Source organism: Thiocapsa sp., from assembly GCF_018399035.1.
Taxonomy (GTDB): domain Bacteria; phylum Pseudomonadota; class Gammaproteobacteria; order Chromatiales; family Chromatiaceae; genus Thiocapsa.
In genome coordinates this window covers 4,356,128-4,381,936 of record NZ_CP073760.1, presented here as the reverse complement: position 1 = coordinate 4,381,936, position 25,809 = coordinate 4,356,128, and the positions used below count along the sequence as shown (strand labels likewise).

General features: G+C 64.8%; 23 protein-coding genes and 2 pseudogenes. 12 read left to right on the top strand and 13 right to left on the bottom strand.

The features are described 5' to 3' along the window. Nucleotides 1–220: 220 nt before the first annotated feature. The 3 genes from acnD (at nucleotide 221) to KFB96_RS19960 (ending at nucleotide 4,896) form a co-directional block, all read left to right on the top strand. Nucleotides 221–2,827, top strand: coding sequence for a Fe/S-dependent 2-methylisocitrate dehydratase AcnD (acnD, locus tag KFB96_RS19970; RefSeq protein WP_213460765.1), 2,607 nt, complete (start codon nucleotides 221–223; stop codon nucleotides 2,825–2,827). A 64-nt stretch (nucleotides 2,828–2,891) separates the two neighbouring features. Then, nucleotides 2,892–4,088 carry a 2-methylaconitate cis-trans isomerase PrpF gene (gene prpF, locus KFB96_RS19965; protein WP_213460763.1) on the top strand — a complete coding sequence of 399 codons (1,197 nt, stop codon included), beginning with the start codon at nucleotides 2,892–2,894 and terminating at the stop codon, nucleotides 4,086–4,088. Nucleotides 4,089–4,209: 121 nt separating this feature from the next. Further along, nucleotides 4,210–4,896 (top strand): sulfite exporter TauE/SafE family protein, encoded by a 687-nt coding sequence (locus tag KFB96_RS19960; RefSeq protein WP_213460762.1) that lies wholly within the window; start codon nucleotides 4,210–4,212, stop codon nucleotides 4,894–4,896. A gap of 92 nt (nucleotides 4,897–4,988) precedes the next feature. Here KFB96_RS19960 and KFB96_RS27020 read toward each other — a convergent pair whose 3' ends face one another. Together KFB96_RS27020 and KFB96_RS19955 are read right to left on the bottom strand one after the other, a co-directional pair. Then, the gene (locus KFB96_RS27020) at nucleotides 4,989–5,123 is read right to left on the bottom strand and encodes a hypothetical protein (protein ID WP_300970575.1); all 135 of its coding nucleotides are present in this window, start codon (nucleotides 5,121–5,123) and stop codon (nucleotides 4,989–4,991) included. Between the two features lie 165 nt (nucleotides 5,124–5,288). Beyond that, complete coding sequence (locus KFB96_RS19955) at nucleotides 5,289–6,032, bottom strand: spermidine synthase (protein WP_367114982.1); 744 nt, start codon at nucleotides 6,030–6,032, stop codon at nucleotides 5,289–5,291. Nucleotides 6,033–6,337: 305 nt separating this feature from the next. Here KFB96_RS19955 and KFB96_RS19950 point away from each other — a divergent pair, with 305 nt between their 5' ends. Continuing rightward, entirely contained in the window at nucleotides 6,338–7,330 is a 993-nt protein-coding gene (locus KFB96_RS19950; protein ID WP_213460760.1) for a hypothetical protein, read from the top strand. Next, nucleotides 7,327–7,959, top strand: coding sequence for a YqiA/YcfP family alpha/beta fold hydrolase (locus tag KFB96_RS19945; RefSeq protein ID WP_300970572.1), 633 nt, complete (start codon nucleotides 7,327–7,329; stop codon nucleotides 7,957–7,959). Before KFB96_RS19950 ends, KFB96_RS19945 begins: the two co-directional genes overlap by 4 nt. Before the next feature lie 38 nt (nucleotides 7,960–7,997). Here the strand turns inward: KFB96_RS19945 and KFB96_RS19940 are convergent. Continuing rightward, nucleotides 7,998–9,202: pseudogene (locus KFB96_RS19940) on the bottom strand (TraB/GumN family protein). Between the two features lie 117 nt (nucleotides 9,203–9,319). Here KFB96_RS19940 and KFB96_RS19935 point away from each other — a divergent pair. Continuing rightward, the gene (locus KFB96_RS19935; RefSeq protein WP_300970571.1) at nucleotides 9,320–9,838 is read left to right on the top strand and encodes a hypothetical protein; all 519 of its coding nucleotides are present in this window, start codon (nucleotides 9,320–9,322) and stop codon (nucleotides 9,836–9,838) included. 8 nt (nucleotides 9,839–9,846) lie between these two features. After that, entirely contained in the window at nucleotides 9,847–10,917 is a 1,071-nt protein-coding gene (locus KFB96_RS19930; protein WP_213460758.1) for an AI-2E family transporter, read from the top strand. 419 nt (nucleotides 10,918–11,336) lie between these two features. Here the strand turns inward: KFB96_RS19930 and KFB96_RS19925 are convergent, their stop codons facing one another. Together KFB96_RS19925 and KFB96_RS19920 are read right to left on the bottom strand one after the other, a co-directional pair. After that, nucleotides 11,337–11,663 carry a multidrug efflux SMR transporter gene (locus KFB96_RS19925; RefSeq protein ID WP_213460757.1) on the bottom strand — a complete coding sequence of 109 codons (327 nt, stop codon included), beginning with the start codon at nucleotides 11,661–11,663 and terminating at the stop codon, nucleotides 11,337–11,339. A 187-nt stretch (nucleotides 11,664–11,850) separates the two neighbouring features. After that, nucleotides 11,851–12,273, bottom strand: coding sequence for a hypothetical protein (locus tag KFB96_RS19920; protein WP_213460755.1), 423 nt, complete (start codon nucleotides 12,271–12,273; stop codon nucleotides 11,851–11,853). Nucleotides 12,274–12,372: 99 nt separating this feature from the next. On the opposite strand from KFB96_RS19920, the gene KFB96_RS19915 reads away from it, so the two are divergent. Beyond that, the gene (locus KFB96_RS19915) at nucleotides 12,373–12,687 is read left to right on the top strand and encodes a DUF3301 domain-containing protein (protein WP_213460753.1); all 315 of its coding nucleotides are present in this window, start codon (nucleotides 12,373–12,375) and stop codon (nucleotides 12,685–12,687) included. Between the two features lie 35 nt (nucleotides 12,688–12,722). Here KFB96_RS19915 and KFB96_RS19910 read toward each other — a convergent pair whose 3' ends face one another. The 6 genes from KFB96_RS19910 to KFB96_RS19885 form a co-directional block, all read right to left on the bottom strand. Continuing rightward, the gene (locus KFB96_RS19910) at nucleotides 12,723–13,244 is read right to left on the bottom strand and encodes a ClpXP protease specificity-enhancing factor (protein WP_213460751.1); all 522 of its coding nucleotides are present in this window, start codon (nucleotides 13,242–13,244) and stop codon (nucleotides 12,723–12,725) included. An 11-nt stretch (nucleotides 13,245–13,255) separates the two neighbouring features. Continuing rightward, complete coding sequence (locus KFB96_RS19905) at nucleotides 13,256–13,861, bottom strand: glutathione S-transferase N-terminal domain-containing protein (protein ID WP_366931557.1); 606 nt, start codon at nucleotides 13,859–13,861, stop codon at nucleotides 13,256–13,258. Between the two features lie 244 nt (nucleotides 13,862–14,105). Continuing rightward, entirely contained in the window at nucleotides 14,106–14,837 is a 732-nt protein-coding gene (locus KFB96_RS19900) for a cytochrome c1 (RefSeq protein WP_213460747.1), read from the bottom strand. Next, the gene (locus KFB96_RS19895; protein WP_213460745.1) at nucleotides 14,834–16,078 is read right to left on the bottom strand and encodes a cytochrome b N-terminal domain-containing protein; all 1,245 of its coding nucleotides are present in this window, start codon (nucleotides 16,076–16,078) and stop codon (nucleotides 14,834–14,836) included. The genes KFB96_RS19900 and KFB96_RS19895 overlap by 4 nt, the downstream gene beginning before the upstream one ends. Further along, nucleotides 16,078–16,671, bottom strand: coding sequence for a ubiquinol-cytochrome c reductase iron-sulfur subunit (gene petA / locus KFB96_RS19890; protein WP_213460743.1), 594 nt, complete (start codon nucleotides 16,669–16,671; stop codon nucleotides 16,078–16,080). The genes KFB96_RS19895 and petA overlap by 1 nt, the downstream gene beginning before the upstream one ends. Before the next feature lie 182 nt (nucleotides 16,672–16,853). Beyond that, nucleotides 16,854–17,606, bottom strand: coding sequence for a Nif3-like dinuclear metal center hexameric protein (locus tag KFB96_RS19885; RefSeq protein WP_213460741.1), 753 nt, complete (start codon nucleotides 17,604–17,606; stop codon nucleotides 16,854–16,856). Nucleotides 17,607–17,728: 122 nt separating this feature from the next. Here KFB96_RS19885 and KFB96_RS19880 point away from each other — a divergent pair, with 122 nt between their 5' ends. Continuing rightward, on the top strand, nucleotides 17,729–18,826 hold the full coding sequence (locus tag KFB96_RS19880; protein ID WP_300970563.1) for a trypsin-like peptidase domain-containing protein: 1,098 nt from the start codon (nucleotides 17,729–17,731) through the stop codon (nucleotides 18,824–18,826). A 46-nt stretch (nucleotides 18,827–18,872) separates the two neighbouring features. Here KFB96_RS19880 and KFB96_RS19875 read toward each other — a convergent pair whose 3' ends face one another. Then, a complete protein-coding gene (locus KFB96_RS19875) occupies nucleotides 18,873–19,868 on the bottom strand; it encodes a phosphotransferase (protein WP_213460737.1) in 996 nt (331 codons plus the stop codon). 190 nt (nucleotides 19,869–20,058) lie between these two features. Here KFB96_RS19875 and lptD point away from each other — a divergent pair, with 190 nt between their 5' ends. The 3 genes from lptD to pdxA are packed head-to-tail and all read left to right on the top strand — an operon-like array spanning nucleotide 20,059 to nucleotide 24,981. Next, nucleotides 20,059–22,668 carry an LPS assembly protein LptD gene (gene lptD / locus KFB96_RS19870; RefSeq protein WP_213460735.1) on the top strand — a complete coding sequence of 870 codons (2,610 nt, stop codon included), beginning with the start codon at nucleotides 20,059–20,061 and terminating at the stop codon, nucleotides 22,666–22,668. Then, nucleotides 22,649–24,004, top strand: coding sequence for a peptidylprolyl isomerase (locus KFB96_RS19865; protein WP_213460733.1), 1,356 nt, complete (start codon nucleotides 22,649–22,651; stop codon nucleotides 24,002–24,004). The genes lptD and KFB96_RS19865 overlap by 20 nt, the downstream gene beginning before the upstream one ends. Further along, nucleotides 24,001–24,981 carry a 4-hydroxythreonine-4-phosphate dehydrogenase PdxA gene (pdxA, locus tag KFB96_RS19860; RefSeq protein ID WP_213460731.1) on the top strand — a complete coding sequence of 327 codons (981 nt, stop codon included), beginning with the start codon at nucleotides 24,001–24,003 and terminating at the stop codon, nucleotides 24,979–24,981. The genes KFB96_RS19865 and pdxA overlap by 4 nt, the downstream gene beginning before the upstream one ends. A gap of 31 nt (nucleotides 24,982–25,012) precedes the next feature. On the opposite strand, the pseudogene KFB96_RS19855 reads toward pdxA, so the two are convergent. Beyond that, nucleotides 25,013–25,704, bottom strand: a pseudogene (locus tag KFB96_RS19855) (Crp/Fnr family transcriptional regulator). Between the last annotated feature and the right edge of the window lie 105 nt (nucleotides 25,705–25,809).

Here is a 25,809-nt window from a genome sequence, read left to right as displayed (position 1 = left end):
TGGCGCGGTTTAAAGTCTTAAAAAATATTAAATTCTAAACCGCGTCTCACCGGGGTCGAGGACATCTCCGAAGCCAAACGCAAAATGAAAACGACGCATCTCGCTCCGGACGCGGTTTAGCGGCGTTCATGCCCGGCTGTCTTTATCGCAACATCACATCGCCACGAGCGCGCCACGGCGTGTCCGGCGACGTCTTCACTCTCAAAACAGTGCATCGATCATGAACAGCGCCTATCGCAAGCCCCTGCCCGGCACCGCCCTGGACTACTTCGACGCCCGGGCCGCCGTCGATGCCATCCGGCCCGGCGCCTATGCCGGGCTGCCGTACACCTCGCGCGTGCTCGCCGAGAACCTGGTGCGCCGCTGCGACCCGGCCGGCCTCGCCGATGCGCTCGGGCAGCTCATCGAGCGCCGCCAGGATCTGGACTTCCCCTGGTACCCGGCGCGGGTGGTCTGCCACGACATCCTCGGCCAGACCGCACTAGTGGATCTGGCGGGCCTGCGCGACGCCATCGCCGAGAAAGGCGGCGACCCGGCACAGGTCAACCCGGTGGTGCCGACCCAGCTGATCGTCGATCACTCGCTGGCGGTGGAGTACGGCGGATTCGACTCGGACGCCTTCGAGAAGAACCGCGCCATCGAAGACCGGCGCAACGAAGACCGCTTCCACTTCATCGAGTGGACCAAGACCGCCTTCAAGAACGTCGACGTCATCCCGGCCGGCAACGGCATCATGCACCAGATCAACCTGGAGAAGATGTCTCCGGTGATCCAGGCCAGTGACGGGGTGGCCTTCCCGGATACCTGCGTGGGGACCGACAGCCACACCCCGCACGTCGATGCACTCGGCGTGATCGCCGTCGGCGTCGGCGGCCTGGAGGCCGAGACCGTGATGCTGGGCCGCGCCTCGATGATGCGCCTGCCCGACATCATCGGCGTGCGCCTGACCGGCAAGCGCCAGCCGGGCATCACCGCCACCGACATCGTGCTGGCCCTAACCGAGTTCCTGCGCCAGTCGCGCGTGGTGGGTGCCTATGTCGAGTTCTTCGGCGAGGGCGCCGCCAGCCTCACGATCGGCGACCGCGCGACCATCTCCAACATGTGTCCGGAGTACGGGGCGACCGCGTCGATGTTCTATATCGACCGGCAGACCATCGACTACCTCGTGCTGACCGGCCGCGAGCCCGAGCAGGTCGCACTGGTCGAGCAGTACGCCAAGACCGCCGGACTGTGGGCCGATGCGCTGGTCAGCGCCGAGTACGAGCGCGTGCTGGAGTTCGATCTGTCCACCGTCGTGCGCAACATGGCCGGCCCGTCCAACCCGCACCGCCGCCTGCCGACCAGCGCACTGCACGAGCGCGGCATCGCCGTGGATCTGGACAAGGCGCTGGCCGAAGAGCAGGACGGCCTGATGCCGGACGGCGCGGTCATCATCGCCGCCATCACCAGCTGCACCAATACCAGCAACCCGCGCAACGTGGTGGCCGCCGGCTTGGTGGCCAAGAAGGCCAACGCACTGGGCCTGACGCGCAAGCCCTGGGTCAAGACGTCTTTTGCCCCGGGCTCCAAGGTCGCCAAGCTGTATCTGGAAGAGGCCGGTCTGCTGGCCGAGATGGAGCAGCTCGGCTTCGGCATCGTCGGCTACGCCTGCACCACCTGCAACGGGATGTCCGGCGCACTGGACCCGAAGATCCAGCAGGAGATCATCGACCGCGACCTCTTCGCCACTGCCGTGCTCTCGGGCAACCGCAACTTCGACGGCCGCATCCACCCCTATGCCAAGCAGGCCTTCCTGGCCTCGCCGCCGCTGGTGGTGGCCTATGCCATCGCCGGTACCGTGCGCTTCGACATCGAGCAGGATGCGCTCGGCCATGACCCGCAGGGCAACCCCATCACCCTCAAAGACCTGTGGCCGAGCGACGAGGAGATCGACGCCATCGTTTCGGCCTGCGTGAAGCCGGAGCAGTTCAAGCAGGTCTATCTGCCGATGTTCGATCTGGGCATCGTGCAGGAGGCCAAGAGCCCGCTGTACGACTGGCGCCCGCAGAGCACCTACATCCGCCGTCCGCCCTACTGGGAAGGGGCGCTGGCCGGTGAGCGGACGTTGAAGGGCATGCGTCCGCTGGCGGTCCTGCCGGACAACATCACCACCGACCATCTGTCCCCGTCGAACGCCATCCTGGCCGCCAGCGCTGCCGGCGAGTATCTGGCCAAGATGGGCCTGCCGGAGGAGGACTTTAACTCCTACGCCACCCACCGCGGCGACCATCTGACCGCCCAGCGTGCCACCTTCGCCAACCCGCAACTGGTCAACGAGATGGCCGTGGTGGATGGCCAGGTCAAGAAGGGCTCGCTGACCCGTGTCGAGCCGGACGGCAAGGTCATGCGCATGTGGGAGGCGATCGAGATCTATATGGGACGCAAGCAGCCGCTGATCATCATCGCCGGTGCCGACTACGGCCAGGGCTCGTCGCGCGACTGGGCGGCCAAGGGCGTGCGTCTGGCCGGGGTGGAGGCGATCGTGGCCGAGGGCTTCGAGCGCATCCACCGCACCAACCTGGTCGGCATGGGCGTGCTGCCGCTGGAGTTCAAGCCGGGCGTCGACCGCAGGACGCTCGGGATCGACGGCAGCGAGACCTACGACGTGCTCGGCGAGCGCACACCGCGCGCCACCCTGACCCTGGTGATCACGCGCACGAACGGCGAACCTGTGGAGGTGCCGGTCACCTGTCGCATCGATACCGCGGAAGAGCTGGCGATCTACGAGGCCGGCGGGGTGCTGCAGCGCTTCGCCCAGGACTTCCTGGAATCCAACAAGGCGGCCTAAAAAAGCCCCTCTACCGCGAGGGGAGAGGGAAGTGAATAGACCAATCTTTAGAGATATCGATCACATGCCCAACGTCCACCAGATCCGCATCCCCGCCACCTACATGCGCGGCGGCACCAGCAAGGGTGTCTTCTTCCGCCTGCAGGATCTGCCCGAGGCCGCCCGAGTGCCGGGCCCGGCGCGCGATGCCCTGCTGCTGCGGGTCATCGGCAGCCCGGACCCCTACGGCAAGCAGATCGACGGCATGGGCGGGGCGACCTCGAGCACCAGCAAGACGGTCATCCTGTCCAAGAGCAACAGGCCCGATCACGACGTCGATTATCTGTTCGGCCAGGTGTCCATCGACACGGGTTTCATCGACTGGAGCGGCAACTGCGGCAACCTCTCGGCTGCGGTCGGCTCCTTTGCCATCAGCGCCGGACTGGTCGAGGCCGGCCGGCTGCCGAAGGACGGCATGGCGAGGGTGCGCGTCTGGCAGGCCAACATCGGCAAGACCATCATCGCGCACGTGCCCATGACCGACGGCGCCGTGCAGGAGACGGGTGATTTCGAGCTCGACGGCGTGACCTTCCCGGCCGCGGAGGTGCAGTTGGAGTTCCTAAACCCCGCCGATGAGGGCGAGGGCGGCGGCTCCATGTTCCCCACCGGCAACCTGGTCGACGACCTCGAGGTCCCCGGTGTCGGTACGCTCCAGGCCACGATGATCAATGCCGGTATCCCGACCGTCTTCGTGAACGCGGCGGCCATCGGCTATACGGGCACCGAGCTGCAGGACGCCGTCAACGGCGATGCCGATGCCTTACAGATGTTCGAGACCATCCGTGCCTATGGCGCGCTGCGGATGGGCCTCATCAAGGATCTCGCCAAGGCGGCGACCCGCCAGCACACCCCGAAGGTCGCCTTCGTCGCCCCGCCCGCCGACTACGTCTCCTCCAGCGGTAAGCAGGTCAACGCCGGCGACATTGATCTGTGCGTACGCGCACTCTCCATGGGCAAGCTGCACCACGCCATGATGGGCACGGCCGCGGTGGCGATCGGCACCGCCGCCGCCATCCCCGGCACCCTGGTCAACCTGGCCGCAGGCGGCGGGCCGCGCAACGCGGTGCGCTTCGGTCATCCCTCGGGCACCCTGAGGGTCGGCGCGGAAGCAACGCTGGTCGATGGCGACTGGACTGTGACCAAGGCCATCATGAGCCGCAGCGCCCGGGTGCTGATGGAAGGCTGGGTAAGGGTGCCGGGGGATGCCTTTTATAGTGGTTAGTGACCGGAGAACCGGAAAACCGGCGCCTATTGAGTATCACCTGGATCAGGCAGTTGTCCACTTCGTAAACCGATCTGGTCCAGTCGCGAGCGCTCGCCCCCGAGGCGGACGCTCGACACCGATGTCCTCCTCGTCTCTCTTCGGGTTCGGGTTCCCGCTGGTCGCAACCCCGCTGCTCGTGCTCTTCATGGACATGCGCGCGGCCGTGCTCCTGACACTCATCCCGACCATCGCCATCAACCTGGTCAGCATCGCCACCGAGCGACGTTGGCTCGAAGCACTGCGCCGTTTCTGGCCCATCCCGGTCTTCACGCTGGTGGGCAGCTTGATCGGCACCCGGGTGCTGTTGAGCGTCGACCCCGAGCCCTTTCGGCTCCTGCTGGCCCTGGTCCTGATCCTGTTCTTGATCCTGCAGCACACGCGCGGCGACGGGCCCGAGCATCGGATCCCGCACTGGGGGCTGGCGCTGTTGGGATTGGGGATGGGCCTCTTGGCCGGCCTGGTGAACGTCTTCTCGCCCATCGTGGTCGCCTTCGCGCTCTACACCCGGATGCATCCGGGCCTGATGGTCGCGACCTTCAACCTGAGCTTCATCACCAGCAAGAGCGGTCAACTGACCGGATTCGCGCTCCAGGACGCCCTGGATCCGACCATCATTCAGCTTGCCCTGCTGGCGCTGCCTGCCGTTCTGGCCGTATTGTGGATCGGGATTCGCGTGCGCCGCCGGCTCGATCAGGGGACCTACCGGCGCTGGTTGAACCGGGCGCTCTGGGCGATCGCCGCGGTGCTGATTCTCGACTCGGTCTGAAGCCGACCGCACCGGCGAACGACAGCGCAACGGTCTCGAAGCCGTTCACGCTCTCGTCCCTAGCCGCTACCGATGCGGATCGGCTCGGCAGGTTACTTGGGGGTCCTGTTGGTCATGGACTGGAAAGTCTGGACGATACGATCCTGGATGTCCTTTGCCCAAGGGGGCATCGGCCAGTTCCAGCCAATCACGATACCGACGGCAAGTGCGATGAGAACGGCAAACATCGGGGCTCCTCCATTTCAGTTGAGGGTAGGCAGAAACCACGGGGCCCTATCCTGCGCGGGCCCTGCACGCACGTGACCGGCGTGTGCGAGGGTGGCGAGCTATTATCACAGAAATCGTATGGCTTTCACGTTTTTCCGTTCAACCGGGAGAAGACGGCATTCGGCTCAGTGCGGCTGCTCGGGCCGGAAACCGAGGATCTGCAAGACCACACCCGTCACGGCACCACCGAGCATTCCACCGAGGAATCCGGGCTGGACAGCGCCGAGGATCTGATTTGCGGAATCCTGCGCATTGCTGCTCAACATCGTCGAGGTCGTACCGCCGATGATCCAAACGCTGGCCCCGACCAAGGCCGCGATGAGCCCGGCGACTACGGGCGCCGACAAGACTCCCGGAAACCAGCGGGCGCTACGTGCGACCAGCCAGCGCTCGGAGACCTGGAAGAAGGTCCCGACCAACGCCACGACGCCCGCCGACAGGACGAACATGCTGAACCGGATGCCGAACGAAGCGAACACGAATGCCATGATGCCGCCGGCCAAAACACCGGCAATCAGACCCGTCAGCGTCTCGGCGAGCGGCCGGCCTCCGCCGGTGATCATCCAGGCATAGAACACCCCGGCAAGGATCCCGCCCGCGCCCGCCGTCCCGGCGATCCAGAGGAGCTCGACACTCTGTCCGCTGACGATCAAATACCCGATGGACGCCAAAATACCGGCCATGGCGCCCATCAGCGCGACAGGCATGGCGCTGTAGAAAGCCGATGTGGTCATGGCCGCTGCCGCTGCCGCGATCACCAAAGGCTGCCAGCCTGCGAGCCCGAGAACAGTGAGGACCTGATACAGACCGCCGAACAACGCGCCGAACAGCGCCCCCGCGAGACTCCATATGAAGAGTGTCGTCATCATGGATGCAATCGTGTCCTTCACTCGCATATCCCCTCGATAAAACGGCTCGGTAATCTTCTTAAAATCACGCCGGGCCCATCATGGCGGGGGTAACCTGTCGGACGACACCGGGATCCATGACGGTCATTGCGTGTGTGGCCAAGAGCGCCACTATAGTCCAGCGATGCTCGAGGTCATAGGGAGGCTGCCGAACCTCTAAGGGGTACGCGATCGCAGCCCGGAAATCCCGAATCGAGGATCACGATTGCGCACCCCGCGGAAAACCGGTATCACTCCACTTACCCGCCCAGGACTCCGACCCAGGCATGGCCACACAACCCGAGAACGGCAGGCGACGCATCATCCTCGACGAGGAGCGCGTGTTTTACGACGGCTACTGGATCAAGTCCTATAAGCCGCCCGGCGATACGCTCGAGACCAAACGACGCCTGATCCAAGCGCTCACCCGACGTCTGTTCAACCATGTCGAGCACGGCATCAACATCCCGGGTTTACGGCTCGACGAGGCACGCGAGGCCTATACCTCGGAAACCGATCCGGAGCGCAAGCGGGTCAACGGGGCCATGCTGGCCGGTGCGCTCTTCAACCGTGCCGCGGATATCTTCACCTGCCTCGTCGATCTGCAAGCCGCCGGAGTGGAGATCGGCACCGACAACAGCCTGATGCGTGAGTGCGGAGATTGCCTGCTGCAAGCATTGGAGCTCGGAAAGCTGGTCCGGCATCGCAGCGGAGACGAGGGGATCGACGAGCTCTGGGGCGAGCCGTTCAAGGCGTTTTCCATGACGATCGAGGACTTCTACGACAGCCGTTACCTGAAGATCGCCATGACCATGCGCGACATCGATCGCATCGCGACGGTCCTGAAGGACACCTTTGCGGGCAGTCGCCAGATGACCGATATCGATCCGAAGATCGACGCCTTGGCCGACGCAGCCAAACGCAAGTGCGAGATCCTGCGCACCGACCCGGCGATTTTCGATGTTTGGCCGACCTTCGCGGTCGCGATGGATCGACTCGGCCGAATGGCCCCGGTGCTGCCCTGCGACGCGAGCGCCACGGCCACGCGCGAGGCGATGGACGCCGTCGCACTGTTGCGTGACGGAACCGAGCTGATCGGTTCCATCGTACGCGCCCGGGTGCCGATGCCCAAAAGTACGCGCGAGTTTATCGATCGCTGCCTTGTGTTTCGAGTGACGTTTTTCGGTTCTCCCGCGAGCCCGACCGACGCCGAGACCAAGCGCCCCCCGCCCACCTCATGCCAAGAAGAGCGCCTCGAGGCTCAAGAGCGAGCGCCTTGACGCCGTTCACCCGGCGCAGCGAGGACTCGGACGACATGCTCGTTTACATCCACGGACTCAACAGCTCGAGCCGATCCTTCAAGGCCCAGCGCCTTCGCGAGCGCCTGGCCCCGCATCCGGTCGTCGCCGTCGACTATCCGGCGCACCGCCCCGCGGATGCCGTCGCCGTTTTATCGGACTTCTTCGCCACGCTTCTCGGGCAGCACGAGGGCATCGCGCCGGCCGTGATCGGAAGCTCCATGGGCGGCTTCTACGGCCAATACCTGGCCCGCCGGTTTCGGTTCTCGCATCTGTACCTGATCAACCCGGCACTCACCCCCTGGAGCCTCTTTCGAGAACACATCGGCGAGATCATGACCACGGCCCACGGCGAGGAGTATCGGGTCAGCGAGGATCTCATCGAGAGCACCCGGCCCTACGGCGTCGCGGATCCCTGCGACGGCACTCCGAGCACCCTGCTCCTGGAGCGCGGCGACGAGGTCATCGATTCGCGCATCGCCGAGCGCATCTATGCCGGGTGCGGCCGTCTCATGGTCTGGGAGGGCGGAGATCATGCGTTCCAGCATCTCGACGAGGCGATCGAGACGATCCGGAGCCACCTTGCCGGACTCGACCGCACAGGACCCTGATGTCCGCCGGCGCGCCTCCGTGAGCTGCAGGCGAGACGTCAGGGGACGCCGACGCTAAACAATTGATCTACGATATGAAAGCCGGCGACGTAGGTGCCGATCCCGGAACCGAGGGTACTGAAGAGAAACACGAGAAAAACGCGGGCGACACGGTTGTGCCACCAGCCGCGCAAGGTCACGACATCGAGACGCAGCCGGCCGAAATCCGATACCCTGGGTTTGCGCATCGAGAGCTCGACCGCACCCGTGACCATACCCGCACCGATGGTCGGGTTCAGCGATGTCAGCGGCGCGGCGAGAAACGCGGCAACCACCGTCAAGGGGTGTCCGCCGGCCAGCAACGCACCCAACGCGGAAAGACCGCCGTTGATGACGACCCAGGCCGCGACCAGCCCCCACCCCAAGCTGGTGCTCTGTGAAAAGCCGAAAGCAAAGCCGCTTAGGATCAACACGACCAGACCCCATGACAGGATGCGCGGCCAACGGCTCGGCGGGGGACCTCCTCGAGTGCTCGCGCGACCGCGGCGGGGTCGGTGGCGTCCGTCTCCAAAGCCTCGGCGATACCCTTCAGGTGCCCGGCACCCACGACGGCCAAGACCCGTTTCACGCCCGCCCGCGCTGGCTCGCTGCGCAGCTTTGCGGCCATGTAACGGTCGCGCTCCTCGATCAGCGGAACGAACAGATCCCGCCGATCATGGGCAAACTCGGCAAATGTCGTCTCCAGGACGTCACCCTCCTTGAGCCGCTCGATCTCCTCCTCGCTGACCTTCTCCGAGGTCAGCATGGCGGCCAAGAGCCCCGTGAAGAGGGTGTAGCGCTTCCACCAGCCGAGATTGGCCGAGATGCGTTTCAGGGTGACGCCGATCTCCCGATCGATCAGCAGGACCGGCAGACCCAACTCTTTGGCGACGCGGACCGCCGTGCGCTGCTCCGCACCGGGCTCGATCCCGAACTGATCCGCAAGACGTTGCTGGTAGGCCGACAAGGCGAGATTCGCGACCACCATGTAGACGCGCCGCTGGCGGATAACCGAAAAGAGATCCATCTCCGACAGCGACTTGGGATCCATCAAGGCACTGAAACGACTGCGACACAGCTCCACGGCCACCGCGTCGTACTCCCCGCTCTGCAGCAGGGCGCGGACCTCTTCCTCGCTGGCGCGCGAGACGTGTGCGGTTCCGAGAAGCGTGAGCCGCACATCGGCTACGGCGATCTCGCGTTTCGGCTCGATGGATTCAGGCATCGCTTTTGAAGATCGGTTAGGGCTAGAACATTCGGTCCGGAATGATACCGCAGATCGCGGGGCGTGCCCGACGTTGGTCGCGCCGGGGGCTTGGCTTATCATCCCGGGATGATAGACATGCACATGAGATCGATCTTCGAGGGCGCGATGGCTCAACCGCAAGGTTCAAGGCACCGGCCGCAAGCGCCCGGGCGAATCACGCACTGGAGCGTCCTGCCGATGCTTGCCCTGCTCCTGACCAGCCTTTCGGGCGCCGGCTGTGCGGTCGTGGAGAAGGACCGTCGCGCCGTCGCACTCCAGGCCGCCACCAACGGCTATCAATCCGCGCTGCGCTGGGGCTATTTCGAGACGGCGCTCGGTTTCCTGCATCCGGATCAACGCAAAACCGGAGCGCTCCCGGAGGTCTTCGACGAGCTGCGCGTGACCGGCTACGACGTGACCCAGCCGCCGGTCATCCAAGCCGACGAGAGCGCCAATCAGGTGGTCGTCATCGACTATCTGTTCGAGGATGCCCAGGTCGTCAAGCAACTGACCGACCGACAGGTCTGGCGGTGGGACGAGGTGACCAACACCTGGTGGCTGCAATCGGGCCTACCCCGGTTCGCACCGGTCGGAACGCGCCCAGCGACACGCTAGCGCGACGCATGGTCTCCAATCCCGGCCTCGGACCTACCACGCGCTTCCTGGTCGCCGCTGCGGCCTTCATCGTCGTTGTCGCCGGGATGCGGGCGGCATCATCCCTGATCACGCCCTTCCTGCTCGCTGTCTTCATCGCCGTCATCGCAACACCGCCGCTGCGCGAGCTGCGCCGTCGCGGTGCGCCCAACTGGGCCGCGATGCTGCTGGTGGTCTTGGCGATCAGCGGTCTCGGCAGCGTGCTCGCCATCCTGGTCACGGGATCGCTCGACGGCTTCCAGGAGAGTCTCCCGGAGTACCAGGAACGCCTCAAGCTCCTCGTGGACGACCTCGCGCGATGGCTCGACGGCGTCGGCCTGCATACCTCGCGCGAGGCGCTGCAAACCTATATCGATCCCGCGCGCGTCTTGGGGCTGGCGGGAGACCTGGTGTCCGGACTCAGCGGCGTGCTCGCCAACGCCTTTCTCATCCTGCTGACCGTGGTCTTCATCCTGCTCGAGGCCGCCGGGCTGCCGGCCAAGCTGCGGGCCGCGCTCGTCTCGCCCGAGACCTCGACGCAACGGATGCATACCGTCCTCGACAGCATCAACCGCTATATGGGCATCAAGACCTTAACCAGCGCGGGGACCGGCGTCGTCATCTGGGCGTGGCTGACGATCCTCGGGGTCGACTACGCCGTGCTTTGGGCCCTGATCGCCTTTTTGTTGAACTTCGTCCCCACGATCGGCTCCATCCTGGCCGCGATTCCGGCGGTCTTGCTTGCACTCGTTCAGATCGACCTACAGAGTGCACTGCTGGTTGCGCTGGGCTATTTGGTGGTGAACACCTTGGTCGGGAGCATCCTGGAGCCCAAAATCATGGGCTACGGACTCGGCCTCTCCACCTTGGTAGTCTTCGTCTCGTTGATATTCTGGGGATGGGTTCTGGGACCGGTCGGCATGTTTCTGTCGGTCCCTCTGACCATGTCGCTCAAGATCGCGCTGGACGCCAACCCGCAGACACGGCCGATCGCCGTTATGCTGGGACCCGAGATCAGAGAGCCGCATCTAGAGCACCCGATCGGACCTCTCGAGCGATGACGCCGGCAGCGGCCCTTGGAGAGGCGCCGGAGTCGCAGAGACGCTCGCACACACGCACCGGGGGGGCTCGACGCGGAGCGTCGGGGCGAGTTGGGGGCGGAGCGTGGGAGCAAGTTGGGGGGAGCGTGGGAGAGTTACTGGGCGACTGAAGTCGCCGCTACAGGGCGGCAGTACCGAGCCTGCCGGCGGTGCAGTGACCGAGCGTCGGATGCGGTTGCCTCGCTCTCACCTAAACCGCGTCCGGAGCGAGAGGCTCTTTTTCGAGTGAGATCAAGGTTTGGTGCATCCACAACTCTTGTCGGGAACGCGGTTTAAAATAATATATTTTTTAATACCTTAAACCGCGCCGACTCCAACGGCGGTGATGCCTGCCGGGGCCGACCCCACCCAAAAACAGCGCATACCGTACCGGGCGCGGTTTAAGGCCCGGAGACCAGCTTCAACCCGACGATGCCGAGCACGATCATGCCCACGAAGAGAAAACGCAGCAGGGTGGCCGGCTCGGCGAAGAGGACGATCCCGATGGCAAAGGCCCCGACGGCACCGATACCCGTCCAAACCGCGTACGCCGTGCCCATGGGAATGGTCTTCTGCGCGACGAGCAAGCAGGCGCCGCTCGCCACGATGCAAAAGACGGCGAATCCGATCCAGCCCCAGCGCAGGCCGGCATCCGTCATCCCGAGCTTCAGGCCGACGGGCCAACCCCATTCGAAGATACCGGCAACGACGAGATAGAGCCAAGCCATGAGCGATCCCAACCGACATCGCCTCGCGACGGTGCAGCGATCGCCGAGCCTCGGAGTGATGGTGAATGAAACGATCCGCACGCAACCCGGCAGGGGACCGAGGCGGCGTCACTGCGACGACGAGTGCCCGGGACACCCGCCCGACCTGCGCGGGAGGGCGGCCCGGACGGGGCGACGCGCCGGCTGTTCAGGCGTCGGAGAACATGGCCTCCAGACGCTCGATCTCGGCACGCACCACGTCGGAGACAGAATCCTTCATGGCAGACAGCTTGTCCATCAACTCACGCGCCATCTCCTCTTTATCCTCCGCCAGGAAGCTCTTGACCTGCTCGATCATCTCCTTGACGTCCTGCTCGGCTTGATCACGCACCGCATCGACCCGCTCCATCGCCGCATCCGCCGCTTCCGAGGCCGCATCCTTGGTTTCGGTCGCAACCTCACCGGCACGATCCAAGGCATCCTTCGCCGCATCGACCGCTTGGTCGAGCATTCTCGCTTCTTCCGCGGGCGGCGCGGCGGCTTCCTCGACCGGCGCTTGGTCCTGGCCGCAAGCGGCCAGACCCAGCGCCGTACATGACACGATAAGGGCCGACAAAATGTGTCTCTTCATCTCGGTCACTCCGTTGTTGTCGAAGGGCGGATATTATATACCGAGCGCAGGTGGGTTTTTCACCGCATTGCACCCGTTACAATTTGAGGAGCTGTTTGAATGAGCAATCTGCTCGCCGTCTTTTTTCTGCTCTTGCTCGGCTGGTTCTGGCTCGACACCATGCGTGCGCGGGAGATCGCGACCGAGATCTGCAAGACCGCCTGCCGTCAACGCGATCTGCAGTTTCTGGATCAAACGGTCGCCTTGCGTCGACTCGGCCTGGCCTGGCGGTCGGAAGGCGTGAGGATGCGCCGCGTCTATCGTTTCGATTTCAGCGAAGAAGGCGTCGGACGCCGCAACGGTTATCTGGTGATGCGGGGAATGACCCTCGAGGATCTGAGTTTCGGTTTACCGACGCAGGCGCAGGACGCGTGAACCGCGCAAGGAGGGGCAAAAGCCCCGATCAGCGCTTACTTGACGACCTTCAGCGTCGGACCGCCACCCTTGCCTTTGCCTGAAGGCGCCTTAGGCCCTTGGGGTCCTTGTGGCCCCTGGGGACTCTGGATGCCGAGAGGCCGACCGACCGATCGTGGCTTGCTTCGCTTCTGCTCGACGTGTGCAGTGGAGTCCGGCTCGGGCGCCGGCTCGCCGGGAAGTGGATAGGCCAGCTCGGGGAAGACCATCCCCTGACCGTTCTCGCGCGTGAAGATCCCCAGTACCGCTTCGACGGGAAAGTAAACGTCGCGAGCCACGCCGCCGAAACGCGCGTTGAACTCGATCTGCTCGTTTCCCAGGAGCAACGCGCGCACCGCGCTTGGCGACAGGTTGAGCACCAGACGCTCGTCCTCGACGAACTCCTTCGGAGCCTGCACGCCGGGATAACGGACATCCACCACCAAATGCGGCGTCATATCGTTGTCCAGAATCCACTCGTAGATGGCCCGGATCAGATAAGGCTTCGTCGATGTCATGGTGTCGGTCTCGCTCTCCATCGGGCCCTCCATCAGGACAGGTCCGCGATCATCTCCTTCTCGGCCTCGGTGAGGCTCTTACGGAAGGCATCGCAGGCAAAGATGCGTCGCATGTAGACCCGCAACGCCTCGGCCTGGGGCGGCAGCTCGATACCCAAGACCGGCAGGCGCCAAAGGAGCGGCGCGATGCAGCAGTCGACCAGAGAAAACTCGTCGTTCATGAAGAAGGTATGAGCACCGAAGACCGGCGCGGTGACGGCCAGGCTCTCGCGCAGTTCCTTGCGTGCCTGTTCCGCCTCCGCCGGACTTCCGAGCCGAATACGGCCCATCAGGGTGTACCAATCCCGATCGATGCGATACATGAACAGCCGAGCACTGGCACGCGAAACGGGATCGACAGGCAGCAGCGGGGGATGAGGGAAACGTTCGTCGAGATACTCCATGATGATGCGCGACTCGTAGAGCCGCAGATCCCGATCGACAAGCGTCGGGACGGTCCCGTAAGGGTTGAAGTCCAGCACCTCCGCCGGCAAGTCGTGTGCGTCGACGTCGACCACGTCGACCGCGATACCCTTCTCGGAGAGCACCATCCGAACACGATGGCAATAGGGACAGGTGGGATCGGAAAATAACGTCATCACGGATCGTCTACTCGCAGCCACAGCCATTCTTCCCTTCTCCAGCATGTGGACAAAGCCCGGTCGGGCCCGAGGAACAGATATCGCCGACCGTCCGGGTCAGCTGCCTTGAGCATTGCGCTCGTCTGTCGAACGGTGAATCGGGAGCGTCGAGCCGAAAGCAACCGCTTCCGGCCAACCCGTCAAACGGGGAGGATACACATCGACCTCGACGAATCGAGGCCGATGCGGTTCGCGGCGACCGCTAGTGGACGTCTTTCCAGTATTCCTTCTTCAGCGCAAAGGCCACGATGAAGAAGAGGCCGAAGAACAGCAGGACATAGATACCCATCCTGCGCCGCTCCATTTGGCTCGGCTCGCCGGCGTAGGCGAGGAACGCGGTGATGTCGCGCACCACGTTGTCGTACTGCTCGGGAGCCAGACCTCCGGGCTGCGTCAACTGCAGGCCGGCGATGGTCGGCTCGTGTCCGGCATGCTCTTCGACGATCGCTTCCTGCACGCCCTGCAGATCACCGAGCACGTGAGGCATACCCACCAAGGGGAAGATCACGTTGTTCACGCCGTAAGGCCGAGCGGGATCCGCGTAGTAGCTTTTCAGGTAGGTATAGACCCAGTCCGGGCTGCGCCAGCGCGTCACCAACGTGAGATCCGGCACCGCCGTGCCGAACCAGACCTCGCCGTCGGCAGGACGCATCGAGTTGACCATCATATCGGTCGGCTGGGCATCGCCGAACAAGAGATTCTCGCGCAGCGACTTGTCGTCGATTCCCAGATCGTCCGCCATGCGCGAGTAACGCATGTGACCGAGCGAATGACAGGCCATGCAATAGTTGACGTAATACTTGGCCCCGCGCTGCAGTGAAGCCTGATCGTTCAGATCGATATTGGCTTTCTCCAACTTGACGTGGCCACCGGCGGCGAAGCCGACGGCGGGCAGGAGGAGCAACGCCAGCGTGGCGATGATCAGCTTTCTCATGAGGTCACCCTCTCCGGAACGGGCTTGGTCTTGTCGATCGAGCTGTAGATCGGCATCAGCAGGAAGTAGGCGAAGTAGATGGACGTGAAGATCTGCGACAACAGGGTCAGGAAGGGATCGACCGGTTGCAGTCCGAGCCACGCCAGGACGATGAAGGAGATCGCGAACAGCCCCGTCATGAACTTGAAGATCGGCCCCTTGTAGCGCATCGACTTGACCTTGCTGCGGTCGAGCCACGGCAGCACGAAGAGGATCAAGATCGCCGCGAACATCACGACCACGCCAGGGAACTGCGACCCGTACATCGGCGGCACCGCCCGCAACATCGCGTAGTAGGGCGTGAAATACCACACCGGAGCGATATGCTCGGGGGTCTGGAAGGGGTTGGCCGGCTGGAAGTTCGGCGCCTCGATGAAGAGTCCGCCCATGGTCGGGGCGTAAAAAACGATCAACGAGAAGATGGCGAGGAACACGACCACGCCGACCAGATCCTTCACCGTGTAATACGGATGGAAGGGGATTCCGTCCGCCGGCGCCTTGTCGCTCCAGCGATTTCCCTTCGGCCCGTCCTTGATCTCGACGCCGTCCGGGTTGTTGGAGCCGACGTGGTGGAGTGCGACGATGTGCAGGAAGACCAGGGCCGCCAACACGAACGGCAAGAGGAAGTGGAAGGCGAAGAAGCGATTGAGGGTCGTATCCGAGATGACATAGTCCCCACGCACCCAGACCGCAAGCTCCTCGCCGACGACCGGAACCGCCGCAAACAGATTCACGATGACCTGCGCACCCCAGAACGACATCTGTCCCCAGGGCAGCAGATAGCCGAAGAAGGCGGTCGCCATCATCGCCAGATAGATCACGACACCGATGATCCAGAGCAGCTCGCGCGGCTTGCGGTAGGAGCCCCACAGCAAGGCACGGAACATATGCAGGTAGATGACGATAAAGAAGGCGGATGCGCCGGTGGAATGGATGTAGCGGATCAGCCACCCCCACTCGACGTCGCGCATGATGTACTCGACCGACGCGAAGGCATCCATGGCCGACGGCTTGTAGCTCATCGCCAACCAGAGGCCGGAGACGATCTGGATCACCAGCGTCAAGATCGCCAGCGAGCCGAAAAACGACCAGAAGTTGAGGTTCTTCGGGGCGTAATACTCGGAAAGGTGTGCCTTCCAGGTCTCCGTCAGCGGAAATCGCTTATCGATCCAGCTGAGGTTCTCGGACTTTTCTGCGCTCATCAAGCCGCTCCTCGATCCTCACCGACCAAAATGGTGGTGTCATTGATGTAGGTATGCACGGGAATCACCAGATTTGTAGGGGCCGGAACACCCTTGTACACCCGGCCGGCGAGATCGAACTTGGAGCCGTGGCAGGGACAGAAGAAGCCGCCACGCCAATCCGCACCGAGATCTTCGGCGGAAAATTCCGGCCGAAAGGTCGGAGAGCAGCCTAAATGCGTACAGATTCCGATCACGACGAAGTATTGCTCCTTGATGGAGCGCGTCGCGTTCTGACAGTTCTCGGGCTGCTGCGGCACTGCGGATGCCGGATCGACCATTTGGCCGTCCAGTGTCGGCAGGGCCTCGAGCATTTCCGGTGTGCGGCTCACGACCCAGACCGGTTTGCCGCGCCATTTGACGCGCAGAATCGCGCCCGGTTCCAGCTGACTGATGTCGGCCTCGACCGGCGCACCCGCGGCACGCGCCTTGGCACTCGGGTTCATCGACGCAATAAATGGGACGAGGGCGAAGCCGGCTCCGACGGCTCCGACCACGCTGGTCGCGGCGACAAGCACACGCCGCCTGGTTTTGTTCACGCCTTGTGCGCTCATAAGCCACTAACCCCCGGCTGGCGCGAGCCCCCTGAACAGCTTATTCGGGTGGCGGCTCACGCATGGTCATAATTAAGGAAGATCAGAATATGCCGATTCTCTACATAATCGACCGGGCATTGTCTTGTATTCCGGTCGGATCGGTCAAGACCAAGCGGCTCTGACGCCGAGCCGCTCTTCGTCTAGGCCGGATTATCGATCTCGATGAACCGATGCTCCAACCCGAACCGTTCTGCAAGGTGCTCGCCCAAGGCCTGAACCCCGTAACGCTCGGTCGCATGATGCCCGGCCGCAACGAAAGCGATCCCGAGCTCACGCGCGGCGTGCACCGTCTGCTCCGAGATCTCTCCGCTCACGTAGGCATCGACGCCGAGCGCGGCAGCCTGCTCGATGTAACCCTGCCCGCCGCCGGTACACCAGGCGATCCGCTCGATCCGCTCGCGGCCTGCGGCGATCAGGGTCGCAGGGCGTTCCAAGCGCTCCGAGACCCGAGCAGCGAGGGCCTCCGGCGAGCATCCGAAGCTTAAACGCCCCGACCACAAGACTCCTCGGCGCTCCACGACGGGCTCGGCATCGACCCATCCGAGGTGCGCAGCCAAGGTTGCGTTGTTGCCCACCTGCGGATGGGCGTCGAGCGGAAGATGATACGCGATCAGGCTGGCCCCGGCCTTGAATAATCGCCTTGCGCGCCGGCCCTTCATCCCGACGAGACAGGGGGCTTCGTTCTTCCAGAACCACCCGTGGTGGACCAGAATCCCGTCCGCACCCCATGCCATCGCGGCCTCGATCAAGGCATCGCTCGCCGTCACGCCGCTGGCCAAGCGCATGATCGGACGCTCGCCTTCGAGCTGCAAGCCGTTCGGCGCGTAGTCGTCGAAATCACCGGCGGCGAGAAAACGATCGCAGTAGGCGACCAATGCGTAAGGATCGACCATGGTTTAGAATCGCGCTCGGACATAGAGACGATCTCTCGGCTCCATCGCCGGAGACCCCCGCGGAGACCCCCGCAGCCGCTTAGCTTAATCGGATGATCAAGATAGGTCCAACCACCCTTCTGATGACGGCCGTCATCGGCGGAGCTTCGGGTTCGGCACTGACGCTCTTGCTGGCCCCGCCGGGATCGGACGCGGCGCCGCACCACGCCACCGCGGACGCGACGCCGTCCCTGCGCGACGACCTGCCGACCTTCGCCCGGGCGGTGTCGCGCGTCGCGCCGGCCGTCGTGAGCATCTTCGCGACACAGACCGAGTCCGGGCCGCCGCGACCGACCGTCCCGACCTATCCGGGACTCCACCATGGACCGCCCGGGGCAGCCGCCTCCCGCACCGGACTGGGCTCGGGGGTGATCCTGTCGCCCGACGGCCTCATCCTGACCAACCGCCATGTCGTCCAGGACGCCGATCGCATCCGCGCCGTGCTTGCCGACGGGCGCTCGCTTACGCTCACGCTCGTCGGGGTCGATGCGGATACCGACCTCGCCGTTCTCAAGGCCGATGCGCAGGGGCTGCCCACGGCGCCGATCGGAGACTCCCGGACACTGCGCGTCGGCGACCTGGCGCTGGCGATCGGCAATCCGTTCGGGGTCGGCCAGACCGTCACCATGGGAATCGTCGGCGCGACCGGGCGCGGCGAGCTGGGCATCACCAGTATCGAGAGCTTCATCCAGACCGATGCCGCCATCAATCCGGGCAATTCGGGCGGCGCACTCGTGAACGCACAAGGCGAGCTCATCGGCATCAACACCGCCATCTTCACCGAGACCGGAACGGCGCAGGGGATCGGTTTCGCCATCCCGGCCGAGATCGCGATCGATGTGGCGCAGGCGCTCGCCTCGCAGGGTCAGGTCACGCGCGGATGGATCGGTCTGAGCGGACGCAGCGTGACCCCGGAGCTGGCCGAGTCGTTCGGGTTGCGCTCGGTGCGCGGGGTGCTGGTCTCCTCGACCCTACGCGACAGTCCGGCGGCGCAGGCCGGTCTGCGCCCGGGTGACGTGGTGACCCGGATCGACGACCGGGACGTCGCCACGGTGCAGGATCTCCTCGACGCGGTCGCCGGCGCCGGTCCGCATGCCGCCTTGAGCCTGGAGGTCTGGCGCGGCAGCGAGCGCATCCTGACCCGCGCCACCACAGACACCCGCCCACCGCCGGCGGAGTGATCCGACCGCGCGAGCACCTTCCGGGCACGCACCGCTCGAGCGAGCCTCAGCTCCCGGCGGTCGATGCCGCCGCGACCAGGGCATTCAACGACGGCAGCACACGCGTATCCAGGAGACGCGATAGGCCGTCGAGCTCGGGATAACGGCCCGACACCTCGCGCACATAGCCGAGGGTACGCGGGACATCCGCGAGATAGTGCGGTTTGCCGTCGCGCCGATGCAGCCGCGCAAAGATTCCGCAGGCCTTCAGGTGCCGCTGCACCCCCATGAGGTCGAGCCAGCGCAGAAAACGCCCCGGATCGTCCTCTCGAAGCACACCGCTCTGACGGGCGAGGTGGAAATAGCCCGAGGCCCAATGGGTCACCCGCTCGGCCGGCCAGGCGATGTAGCAGTCACGCAGGAGCGAGACCAGGTCGTAGGTGACGGGCCCCACCACAGCGTCTTGAAAATCGAGGATGCCGGGGTTGCCCGCCTCGGTCAGCATCAGATTGCGCGAGTGATAGTCGCGATGAACGCAGACCCGCGGCTGCTCCAGGGCGCTCGCCACGAGCCGATCCTCCACGCACGCGAGCACAACGGATTCTTCCGGCGAGAGCACGAAACCCGGCAGCGACGTCAGAAACCACTCGCGAAACAGACCCAGCTCCCGACGCAAGAAGGCCTCGTCGTAGCTCGGCAGGCCATCCGTCGGACCGAACGCCTGGATAACCGCCAAGGCGCCCAGCGCGTCGCCGTAGAGCCGGTCGGCCGTGTCCTCGGTCAGCTCGCCGAGGTACACCCGATGACCGAAATCGGTGAGCATGAGAAAACCGTCGGCGCGATTCTCCGCATGGATCTCCGGCGTGTTGAGGCCGATCGCGCGAAACCGTCGCGACAGATCGGCGAAGCGTCCGCAGTCCTCGAGGTCCGGGGGCGCATCCATCAGCACCCGCGTGGTACCGCCATGAAAGAGCCGCCAATAACGACGGAAACTCGCGTCCGACGAGGCGGGCGCGAGCGCGAAGTCCTCCGACCCCAAGATCCCCGCCGCCCAGCGTCGCATAGACTCATATCGATCAGACACGGACACCCCGATCAGTCGCGTCGGCGCCGCGGACCGACCGGCCCGCGACAGGTTCAAGATTGCTGAGCTTCTACAGATGTGCCATGGTTGCAGGTTCATGCGAACCCGTCCACCGATCCGAGACCCCGAGCTTGGACCGCCGCCGGCTTGAGTCGACCTGACATCCAACGTGCGCCTCGTTTCACTGGCCATCATCCTCTGTGCCGTCGCCGCGACCGCGGGCGCCGACGACCGCCCGGCGGCCGAGACGACCGGCGCCGCGGAGTCCGCTGCACGCCCGATCCCGGGTCCCGAACCGACAGGCGATCCGGTCGGTCGCGCCGACGGCCAGCCCGATGGTCCGACCGATGTCGGGATCGCGGATCCGAATGCCTCGACATCGAGCATCGCAACCGTCGCCGTTCCCGTCACCCTGCCGCCGCTGCAACCTCTGATACCGGATCCTCAGGGCGGCGTGCTGCAGGAGCTCGATCGCCGGGACCCACAGGGCGACTCGGATGACGCACTGCCGCTGCTCGGGTCTCCCGTGGACCCGGAGGCAGATGCGCCGGCCGTCGAATTCGCACCGCGCGCACTCGAGGTGGCGGATGCCTGGGATCCGCGACTGCACGCCGATCTCCCCTGGGAGTTTTGTGGACCGCGCTCCGGCGCGGCCGGGTTCACCGGCCCGTCGGCCCCGGCTGGCTCGGAAGGCATTCCGGTCGAGATCATCGCCGATCGTGTCGACTACGACCGCAAGACCGAGGTCATTCAGTTGCGCGGCGGCGTGGATGTCGTGCAGGCCGATCAACGTTTGGTCGCCGATCTGTCGACCTACGACCGGCGCAGCGGTCGGCTCGACGCGAGCGGAGATGTCTTCCTCGAAACGCCAGGACTGCGCATCCAAGGGGACAAAGCCGATTACAACGTGCTGACCCGGCAGGGCACGATCGGCGCGGCGCGCTACCGTCTCTCCGGCGGGGCCAATCTGCTCGGCACCGCCGAAGAGGCCGAGATCCTCTCCGAGCAGCAGAGCCGCTATCGCAACATCACCTACACCACCTGCCCGCCCGGCAATGCGGACTGGTCGATCAAGGCGCGCGATCTCAAGCTCGACCAGGAAAGCGGGATGGGCTACGCCCACCACGCCCGCATCCGCATCGGCAAGATCCCGGTGCTCTACACACCCTACATCTTCTTCCCGATCGACGATCGGCGTCGCAGCGGCGTTCTGATCCCGAGCTTCGGATCGTCCAACACGACCGGCACCGACATCAGCATCCCCTACTACTGGAACATCGCCCCGAACATCGACGCGACCATCACCCCGCGCATCATGAGCACGCGCGGCCTGATGCTGGGCACCCAGCTGCGCTACCTCGATCGCTTTCAGCAGGTGGAGATCAACGCGGAGGTCCTGCCCGAGGACCGTCGGGCCACCGAGCTCGGCACACGCGGCGCGTTGCGCATCGAGCAAACGGGGCGGCTCGGCCCGCGCTGGTCGAGCGCAATCGATTTCGCATCGGTCTCGGATGATCAGTATCTGCAGGATTTCGGCAATCGCCTGGACGCCACGAGCCTGCGCAACCTGGTACAGCGCGGCGACATCTACTACGCCGGCAAGGGCTGGCGTGCGCTCACCCGCGTACAGCAGTTTCAGACCATCGACGCCGCAATCCCGCCCGCGAATCGCCCATACGGTCAGATGCCGCACGTCGAGCTGGACTATGACCCGCAACGCTGGAACGACCTGATCGAATACAGCCTCAAGGGTCAGTACGACTTCTTCGACCACGGCAGCCGGGTCCACGGCAATCGACTGGTCGCGGTCCCGACCCTGCGCATGCCGATGCGTCGCAGCTTCGGACACCTCATCCCGCGGGCCCGTCTTTACTACACGGGCTACGATTTGCTCGAGCAGGCCGAGGGCCTGCCGTCGCGCCAATCCTACGCGATCCCGAGCTTCGACCTGGACGGCACCCTGGTCTTCGAGCGCGACACCGCCTGGTTCGGCACGCAGACGCTGCAGACCCTTGAGCCGCGGATTTACTATGTGCTGACATCGTTCGAGGACCAGTCCAACGCACCCTTGTTCGACACCACCCCGCTGGATTTCTCCTTCGCCAGCCTGTTTCGCCCGAACCGCTTCACGGGTTACGACCGGATCGGCGACGAAAACCGGCTCACCTTGGGCCTGACCTCGCGCACCATCGCCAATCAGACCGGACAGGAGCTCTTTCGGGCGAGCGTCGGTCAGATCTATTTCTTCGAGGATCGGCGCGTTCAGTTGACCGGCAACGCGGTGGAGGACGACGTCCAATCCTCCGTCGCCGGTGAATTCGCCGCCCGCATCAGCGACGATTGGAGCGCGCGAGCGAGCCTGCAATGGAACCCCGACGACACCGAAGCACCTTGGGAAAAACGGGTCCTGCAGCTGAGATATGCGCCGAGCAAAGACACTCGGCTGAACCTCGCCTACCGCTTCAACTTCGGCGACCAGCCCGATCTGCGCTACGAGGACACCGACATCTCGCTGCAGGTGCCGATCGGTCCACAGGTGAAGCTCGTCGGACGCTGGCTCTACTCGATGCTCTACGACGAGACGGTCGAGGCCTTTGCCGGTATCGAGCTCGGCCGCTGCTGCTGGCGTCTGCGGGTGCTCGGCCAACATCTGCAGACCGGCAACGACAGCGGCAACACCAGCCTGATGCTGCAGGTCGAGCTTGCCGGACTCGGCTCATTCGGAAACCAGATCGACACACTCTTGGAACGAGGCATCTATGGTTATCACACGGACTAGCCGCGAATGCGACAGGGCGCGAGCCTATCGCCATCGTGTCGTCGTCGGCTCACTGCTCGCGTGCCTGCTGATCGCAACGGCGCCGGCGTCGAGCCAGACGTCCATCCAAGAGCTGGACGCCATCGTTGCGGTCGTCAACGACGATGTCGTCGTGCGCAGCGAGCTCAACACCGAGATCGACCTGATCCTGCCGCAGATGCAGCAGGCCGGCACCACCCCGCCGCCGCGCACCCAGCTCGAAAAACAGGTGCTCGACCGACTCATCCTCAAACGCCTGCAAGACCAGCGCGCACGGGATCTCGGGATCCAGGTCGAGGAGGCCACGCTCAACGAGGCCCTGACCAACATCGCCCAGCGCAACGGTTTGAGTCTCGAAGAGCTGCAGTCCACGCTCGAGGCCGGGGGGATTCGCTTCGCCGATTTCCGCGAAGACACCCGCTCCCAGATCGTCACCAGCCGTCTCCAAAACCAGGAGGTGGTCAATAAGATCCAGGTCACCGACCAAGAGATCGACCGCTTTCTCGAACGCGAGTCGAGCCGTCTCATCGAGCGCGAGCAGGTCAGGCTGCAACACATCCTGATCGCCTTGCCCGAGAACGCGACCCCGTCCCAGGTCCAAGCCGCCGAGGCCAAGGCCGCCCGCCTGGTCACGCGGCTGCGCGGCGGCGAGGATTTCGCCAAGGTCGCCGCCGCCGAGTCCGACGGGCGCAACGCCCTGCAGGGCGGCGATCTGGGCTGGTTCGAGATGGGCGCGGTGCCGAGCCTGGTGAGCGAGCTCGCCTTCACCATGGCCGAGGGCGAGATCAGCGATCCCCTGAGCAGCCCCAGCGGCTATCACATCATCAAGCTCTCCGAGATCAAGGCCGCCACGCCGGACGATGTCGTACAGACCAACGCCCGCCACATCCTGGTCCGCACCAACGAGCTGGTCTCCGACGACGACGCGAAACGGCGTCTCGAGCAGCTGCGCATGCGCATCGTCGGCGGGGACGACTTCGCGGCCCTCGCCCGCTCGAACTCGGACGACACCGGCTCCGCCCTGAAGGGCGGCGACCTCGGCTGGGTCAATCCGGGCGACACCGTGCCGGACTTCGAAGAGGCCATGAACGCCCTGCCTCCGAACGGGGTCAGTCAGCCGTTCCAGAGCCCCTTCGGCTGGCACATCATCCAAGTGATCGAGCGACGCAACCAGGACAGGGAGGGCGAGTTCATGCGGCTCAAGGCCCGCGAGGCGTTGCAGCGCCGCAAGGCCGAGGAGGCGACCGAGGAGTGGCTGCGTCAACTGCGCGACGAGGCCTACGTGGAGATGCGGCTCGACGAGAACCTACAGCCGTGATCGCGGTCACGCCCGGCGAGCCCGCCGGGATCGGACCGGATCTGGTGGTGCGCCTCGCGCAGGAGCCCTCGGACACGCCGATGGTCGCCATCGCGGACCCGGATCTCCTGGCCGAGCGGGCACGACGGCTTGGGCTCCCGCTGCAGATCCACCACTTCGAGTCCGGTGATGCGCCCCCCCCGGCTCCATCGGCAAAGCCCGGACACCTCTCCGTCCTGCCGGTCGCCGTCCGGCAGCCGGTCGTCCCGGGCCGTCTGGACACCACCAATTCGCCTTACGTCCTCGACACCTTGCGCATCGCCTGCGACGCCTGCCTGGAGGGGACCTTCGACGCCCTGGTGACCGGCCCGGTGCACAAGGGCGTCATCAACGACGCCGGGCTGCCCTTCACCGGTCACACCGAGTTTCTCGCCGAGCGCTGCGGCGCCGAGCCGGTCATGATGCTCGCCACGCCCGGCCTGCGTGTGGCCTTGGTCACGACACACCTGCCGCTGCGCGATGTGAGTGCCGCCATCACCCGCGAGCACCTCACCGAGGTCATCCGGATCCTCCACCGGGATCTGTCGAGCCGATTCGGGATCCCCGAGCCGCGTATCCTGGTCTGCGGGCTGAACCCGCACGCCGGCGAAGGCGGTCACCTGGGACGCGAGGAGATCGAGGTGATCGAGCCCGTCCTGAACGCGCTGCGTGGGCGTGGCTGGCACCTGATCGGACCCGTGCCGGCGGACACCGCCTTCGTCCCGGACAAACTCGCCGGCGCCGACGCGGTCTTGGCGATGTACCACGATCAGGGATTGCCGGTGCTCAAGCACCTGGGATTCGGCCAAGCGGTGAACATCACGCTCGGCCTGCCGATCATCCGCACCTCGGTGGATCACGGCACCGCGCTGGATCTGGCCGGAACGGGTCGGGCAGATCTCGGGAGCTTGAAAGCGGCACTCGACATGGCCCGATTTTTGGTCGGGGCCTCGTTTTAAACCGCGTCCCCGGTGCAACCCCTCGACGCATTCAGGGTGCAGGAATCACATCGGGAAGCAGGCGATGAAATTCTTTCCTGACCACCTCGTAGCATTCGCACACCCGCGCTTCCAGGCCCGGTCGATCCAGGACGGTGATCCGCCCCCGGCTGTAGTCGATCAACCCGGCACGCTGCAAGCGTCCGGCGGCCTCCGTCATACCCTCGCGCCGCACACCCAGCATGTTGGCAATCAGCTCCTGGGTCATGTACAGCTCGTTGGAGGGCAGACGGTCGAAACTGAGCAGTAGCCACCGACACAGCTGCTGGTCCACCGTGTGATGACGGTTGCAGACCGCGGTCTGCGCCATCTGGGTCAGCAAAGCCAGGGTGCAGCGCAGCAACAGCGGCGGCAGGACCCCTGCGCGACGGCCTCCGGTGCGCGTGAATGCCTGCTTGAGCAGGGGTCCGCCGAGTCAATACGCCTCCCCTGCGCTCTGTACCACGGCACGATTCGGCATGGTTCCCCCGCCCATGAAGAGGGCGATGCCGACGATGCCGTCATTGCCGACGACGGCGATCTCCGCGGATGCGCCATCCTCCATGACATACAGGAGGGACACAATGGCGGTGGTCGGGAAATAGACGTGATTCAACGTCCCCCGGACTCGTGGAGCGTCTGCCCCAGGTCCAGTTGAACCATCTCCAAGTGCGGCAACAGCTTGCGAAATTCGGCCTCGATCATCCCTTCGCCCACAGCGGCAGAGCGCCACGGGGCATGCGTGACACCGCAGAGCGGGTGTCACGAGCGACTGATGTTTTTGGGTGGCCGGTCTTACGAGCGAGGCCC

What these genes read in the sequence shown, in the direction of transcription:
- KFB96_RS19925 (WP_213460757.1), bottom strand. Translation starts at nt 11,663, where the DNA reads ATGGCTTGGCTCTATCTCGTCGTTGCCGGTATCTTCGAATGGGGTTGG.
- KFB96_RS19875 (WP_213460737.1), bottom strand. Translation starts at nt 19,868, where the DNA reads ATGCGACGCTGGGCGGCGGGGATCTTGGGGTCGGAGGACTTCGCGCTC.
- KFB96_RS19900 (WP_213460747.1), bottom strand. Translation starts at nt 14,837, where the DNA reads ATGAGAAAGCTGATCATCGCCACGCTGGCGTTGCTCCTCCTGCCCGCC.
- petA (WP_213460743.1), bottom strand. Translation starts at nt 16,671, where the DNA reads ATGAGCGCACAAGGCGTGAACAAAACCAGGCGGCGTGTGCTTGTCGCC.
- KFB96_RS19955 (WP_367114982.1), bottom strand. Translation starts at nt 6,032, where the DNA reads ATGATGACGACACTCTTCATATGGAGTCTCGCGGGGGCGCTGTTCGGC.
- KFB96_RS19885 (WP_213460741.1), bottom strand. Translation starts at nt 17,606, where the DNA reads ATGGTCGATCCTTACGCATTGGTCGCCTACTGCGATCGTTTTCTCGCC.
- KFB96_RS19920 (WP_213460755.1), bottom strand. Translation starts at nt 12,273, where the DNA reads ATGAAGAGACACATTTTGTCGGCCCTTATCGTGTCATGTACGGCGCTG.
- prpF (WP_213460763.1), top strand. Translation starts at nt 2,892, where the DNA reads ATGCCCAACGTCCACCAGATCCGCATCCCCGCCACCTACATGCGCGGC.
- KFB96_RS19905 (WP_366931557.1), bottom strand. Translation starts at nt 13,861, where the DNA reads ATGACGTTATTTTCCGATCCCACCTGTCCCTATTGCCATCGTGTTCGG.
- KFB96_RS19950 (WP_213460760.1), top strand. Translation starts at nt 6,338, where the DNA reads ATGGCCACACAACCCGAGAACGGCAGGCGACGCATCATCCTCGACGAG.
- acnD (WP_213460765.1), top strand. Translation starts at nt 221, where the DNA reads ATGAACAGCGCCTATCGCAAGCCCCTGCCCGGCACCGCCCTGGACTAC.
- KFB96_RS19910 (WP_213460751.1), bottom strand. Translation starts at nt 13,244, where the DNA reads ATGGAGAGCGAGACCGACACCATGACATCGACGAAGCCTTATCTGATC.
- KFB96_RS19880 (WP_300970563.1), top strand. Translation starts at nt 17,729, where the DNA reads ATGACGGCCGTCATCGGCGGAGCTTCGGGTTCGGCACTGACGCTCTTG.
- KFB96_RS27020 (WP_300970575.1), bottom strand. Translation starts at nt 5,123, where the DNA reads ATGTTTGCCGTTCTCATCGCACTTGCCGTCGGTATCGTGATTGGCTGG.
- KFB96_RS19930 (WP_213460758.1), top strand. Translation starts at nt 9,847, where the DNA reads ATGGTCTCCAATCCCGGCCTCGGACCTACCACGCGCTTCCTGGTCGCC.
- KFB96_RS19935 (WP_300970571.1), top strand. Translation starts at nt 9,320, where the DNA reads ATGCACATGAGATCGATCTTCGAGGGCGCGATGGCTCAACCGCAAGGT.
- KFB96_RS19915 (WP_213460753.1), top strand. Translation starts at nt 12,373, where the DNA reads ATGAGCAATCTGCTCGCCGTCTTTTTTCTGCTCTTGCTCGGCTGGTTC.
- KFB96_RS19865 (WP_213460733.1), top strand. Translation starts at nt 22,649, where the DNA reads ATGGTTATCACACGGACTAGCCGCGAATGCGACAGGGCGCGAGCCTAT.
- KFB96_RS19960 (WP_213460762.1), top strand. Translation starts at nt 4,210, where the DNA reads ATGTCCTCCTCGTCTCTCTTCGGGTTCGGGTTCCCGCTGGTCGCAACC.
- KFB96_RS19895 (WP_213460745.1), bottom strand. Translation starts at nt 16,078, where the DNA reads ATGAGCGCAGAAAAGTCCGAGAACCTCAGCTGGATCGATAAGCGATTT.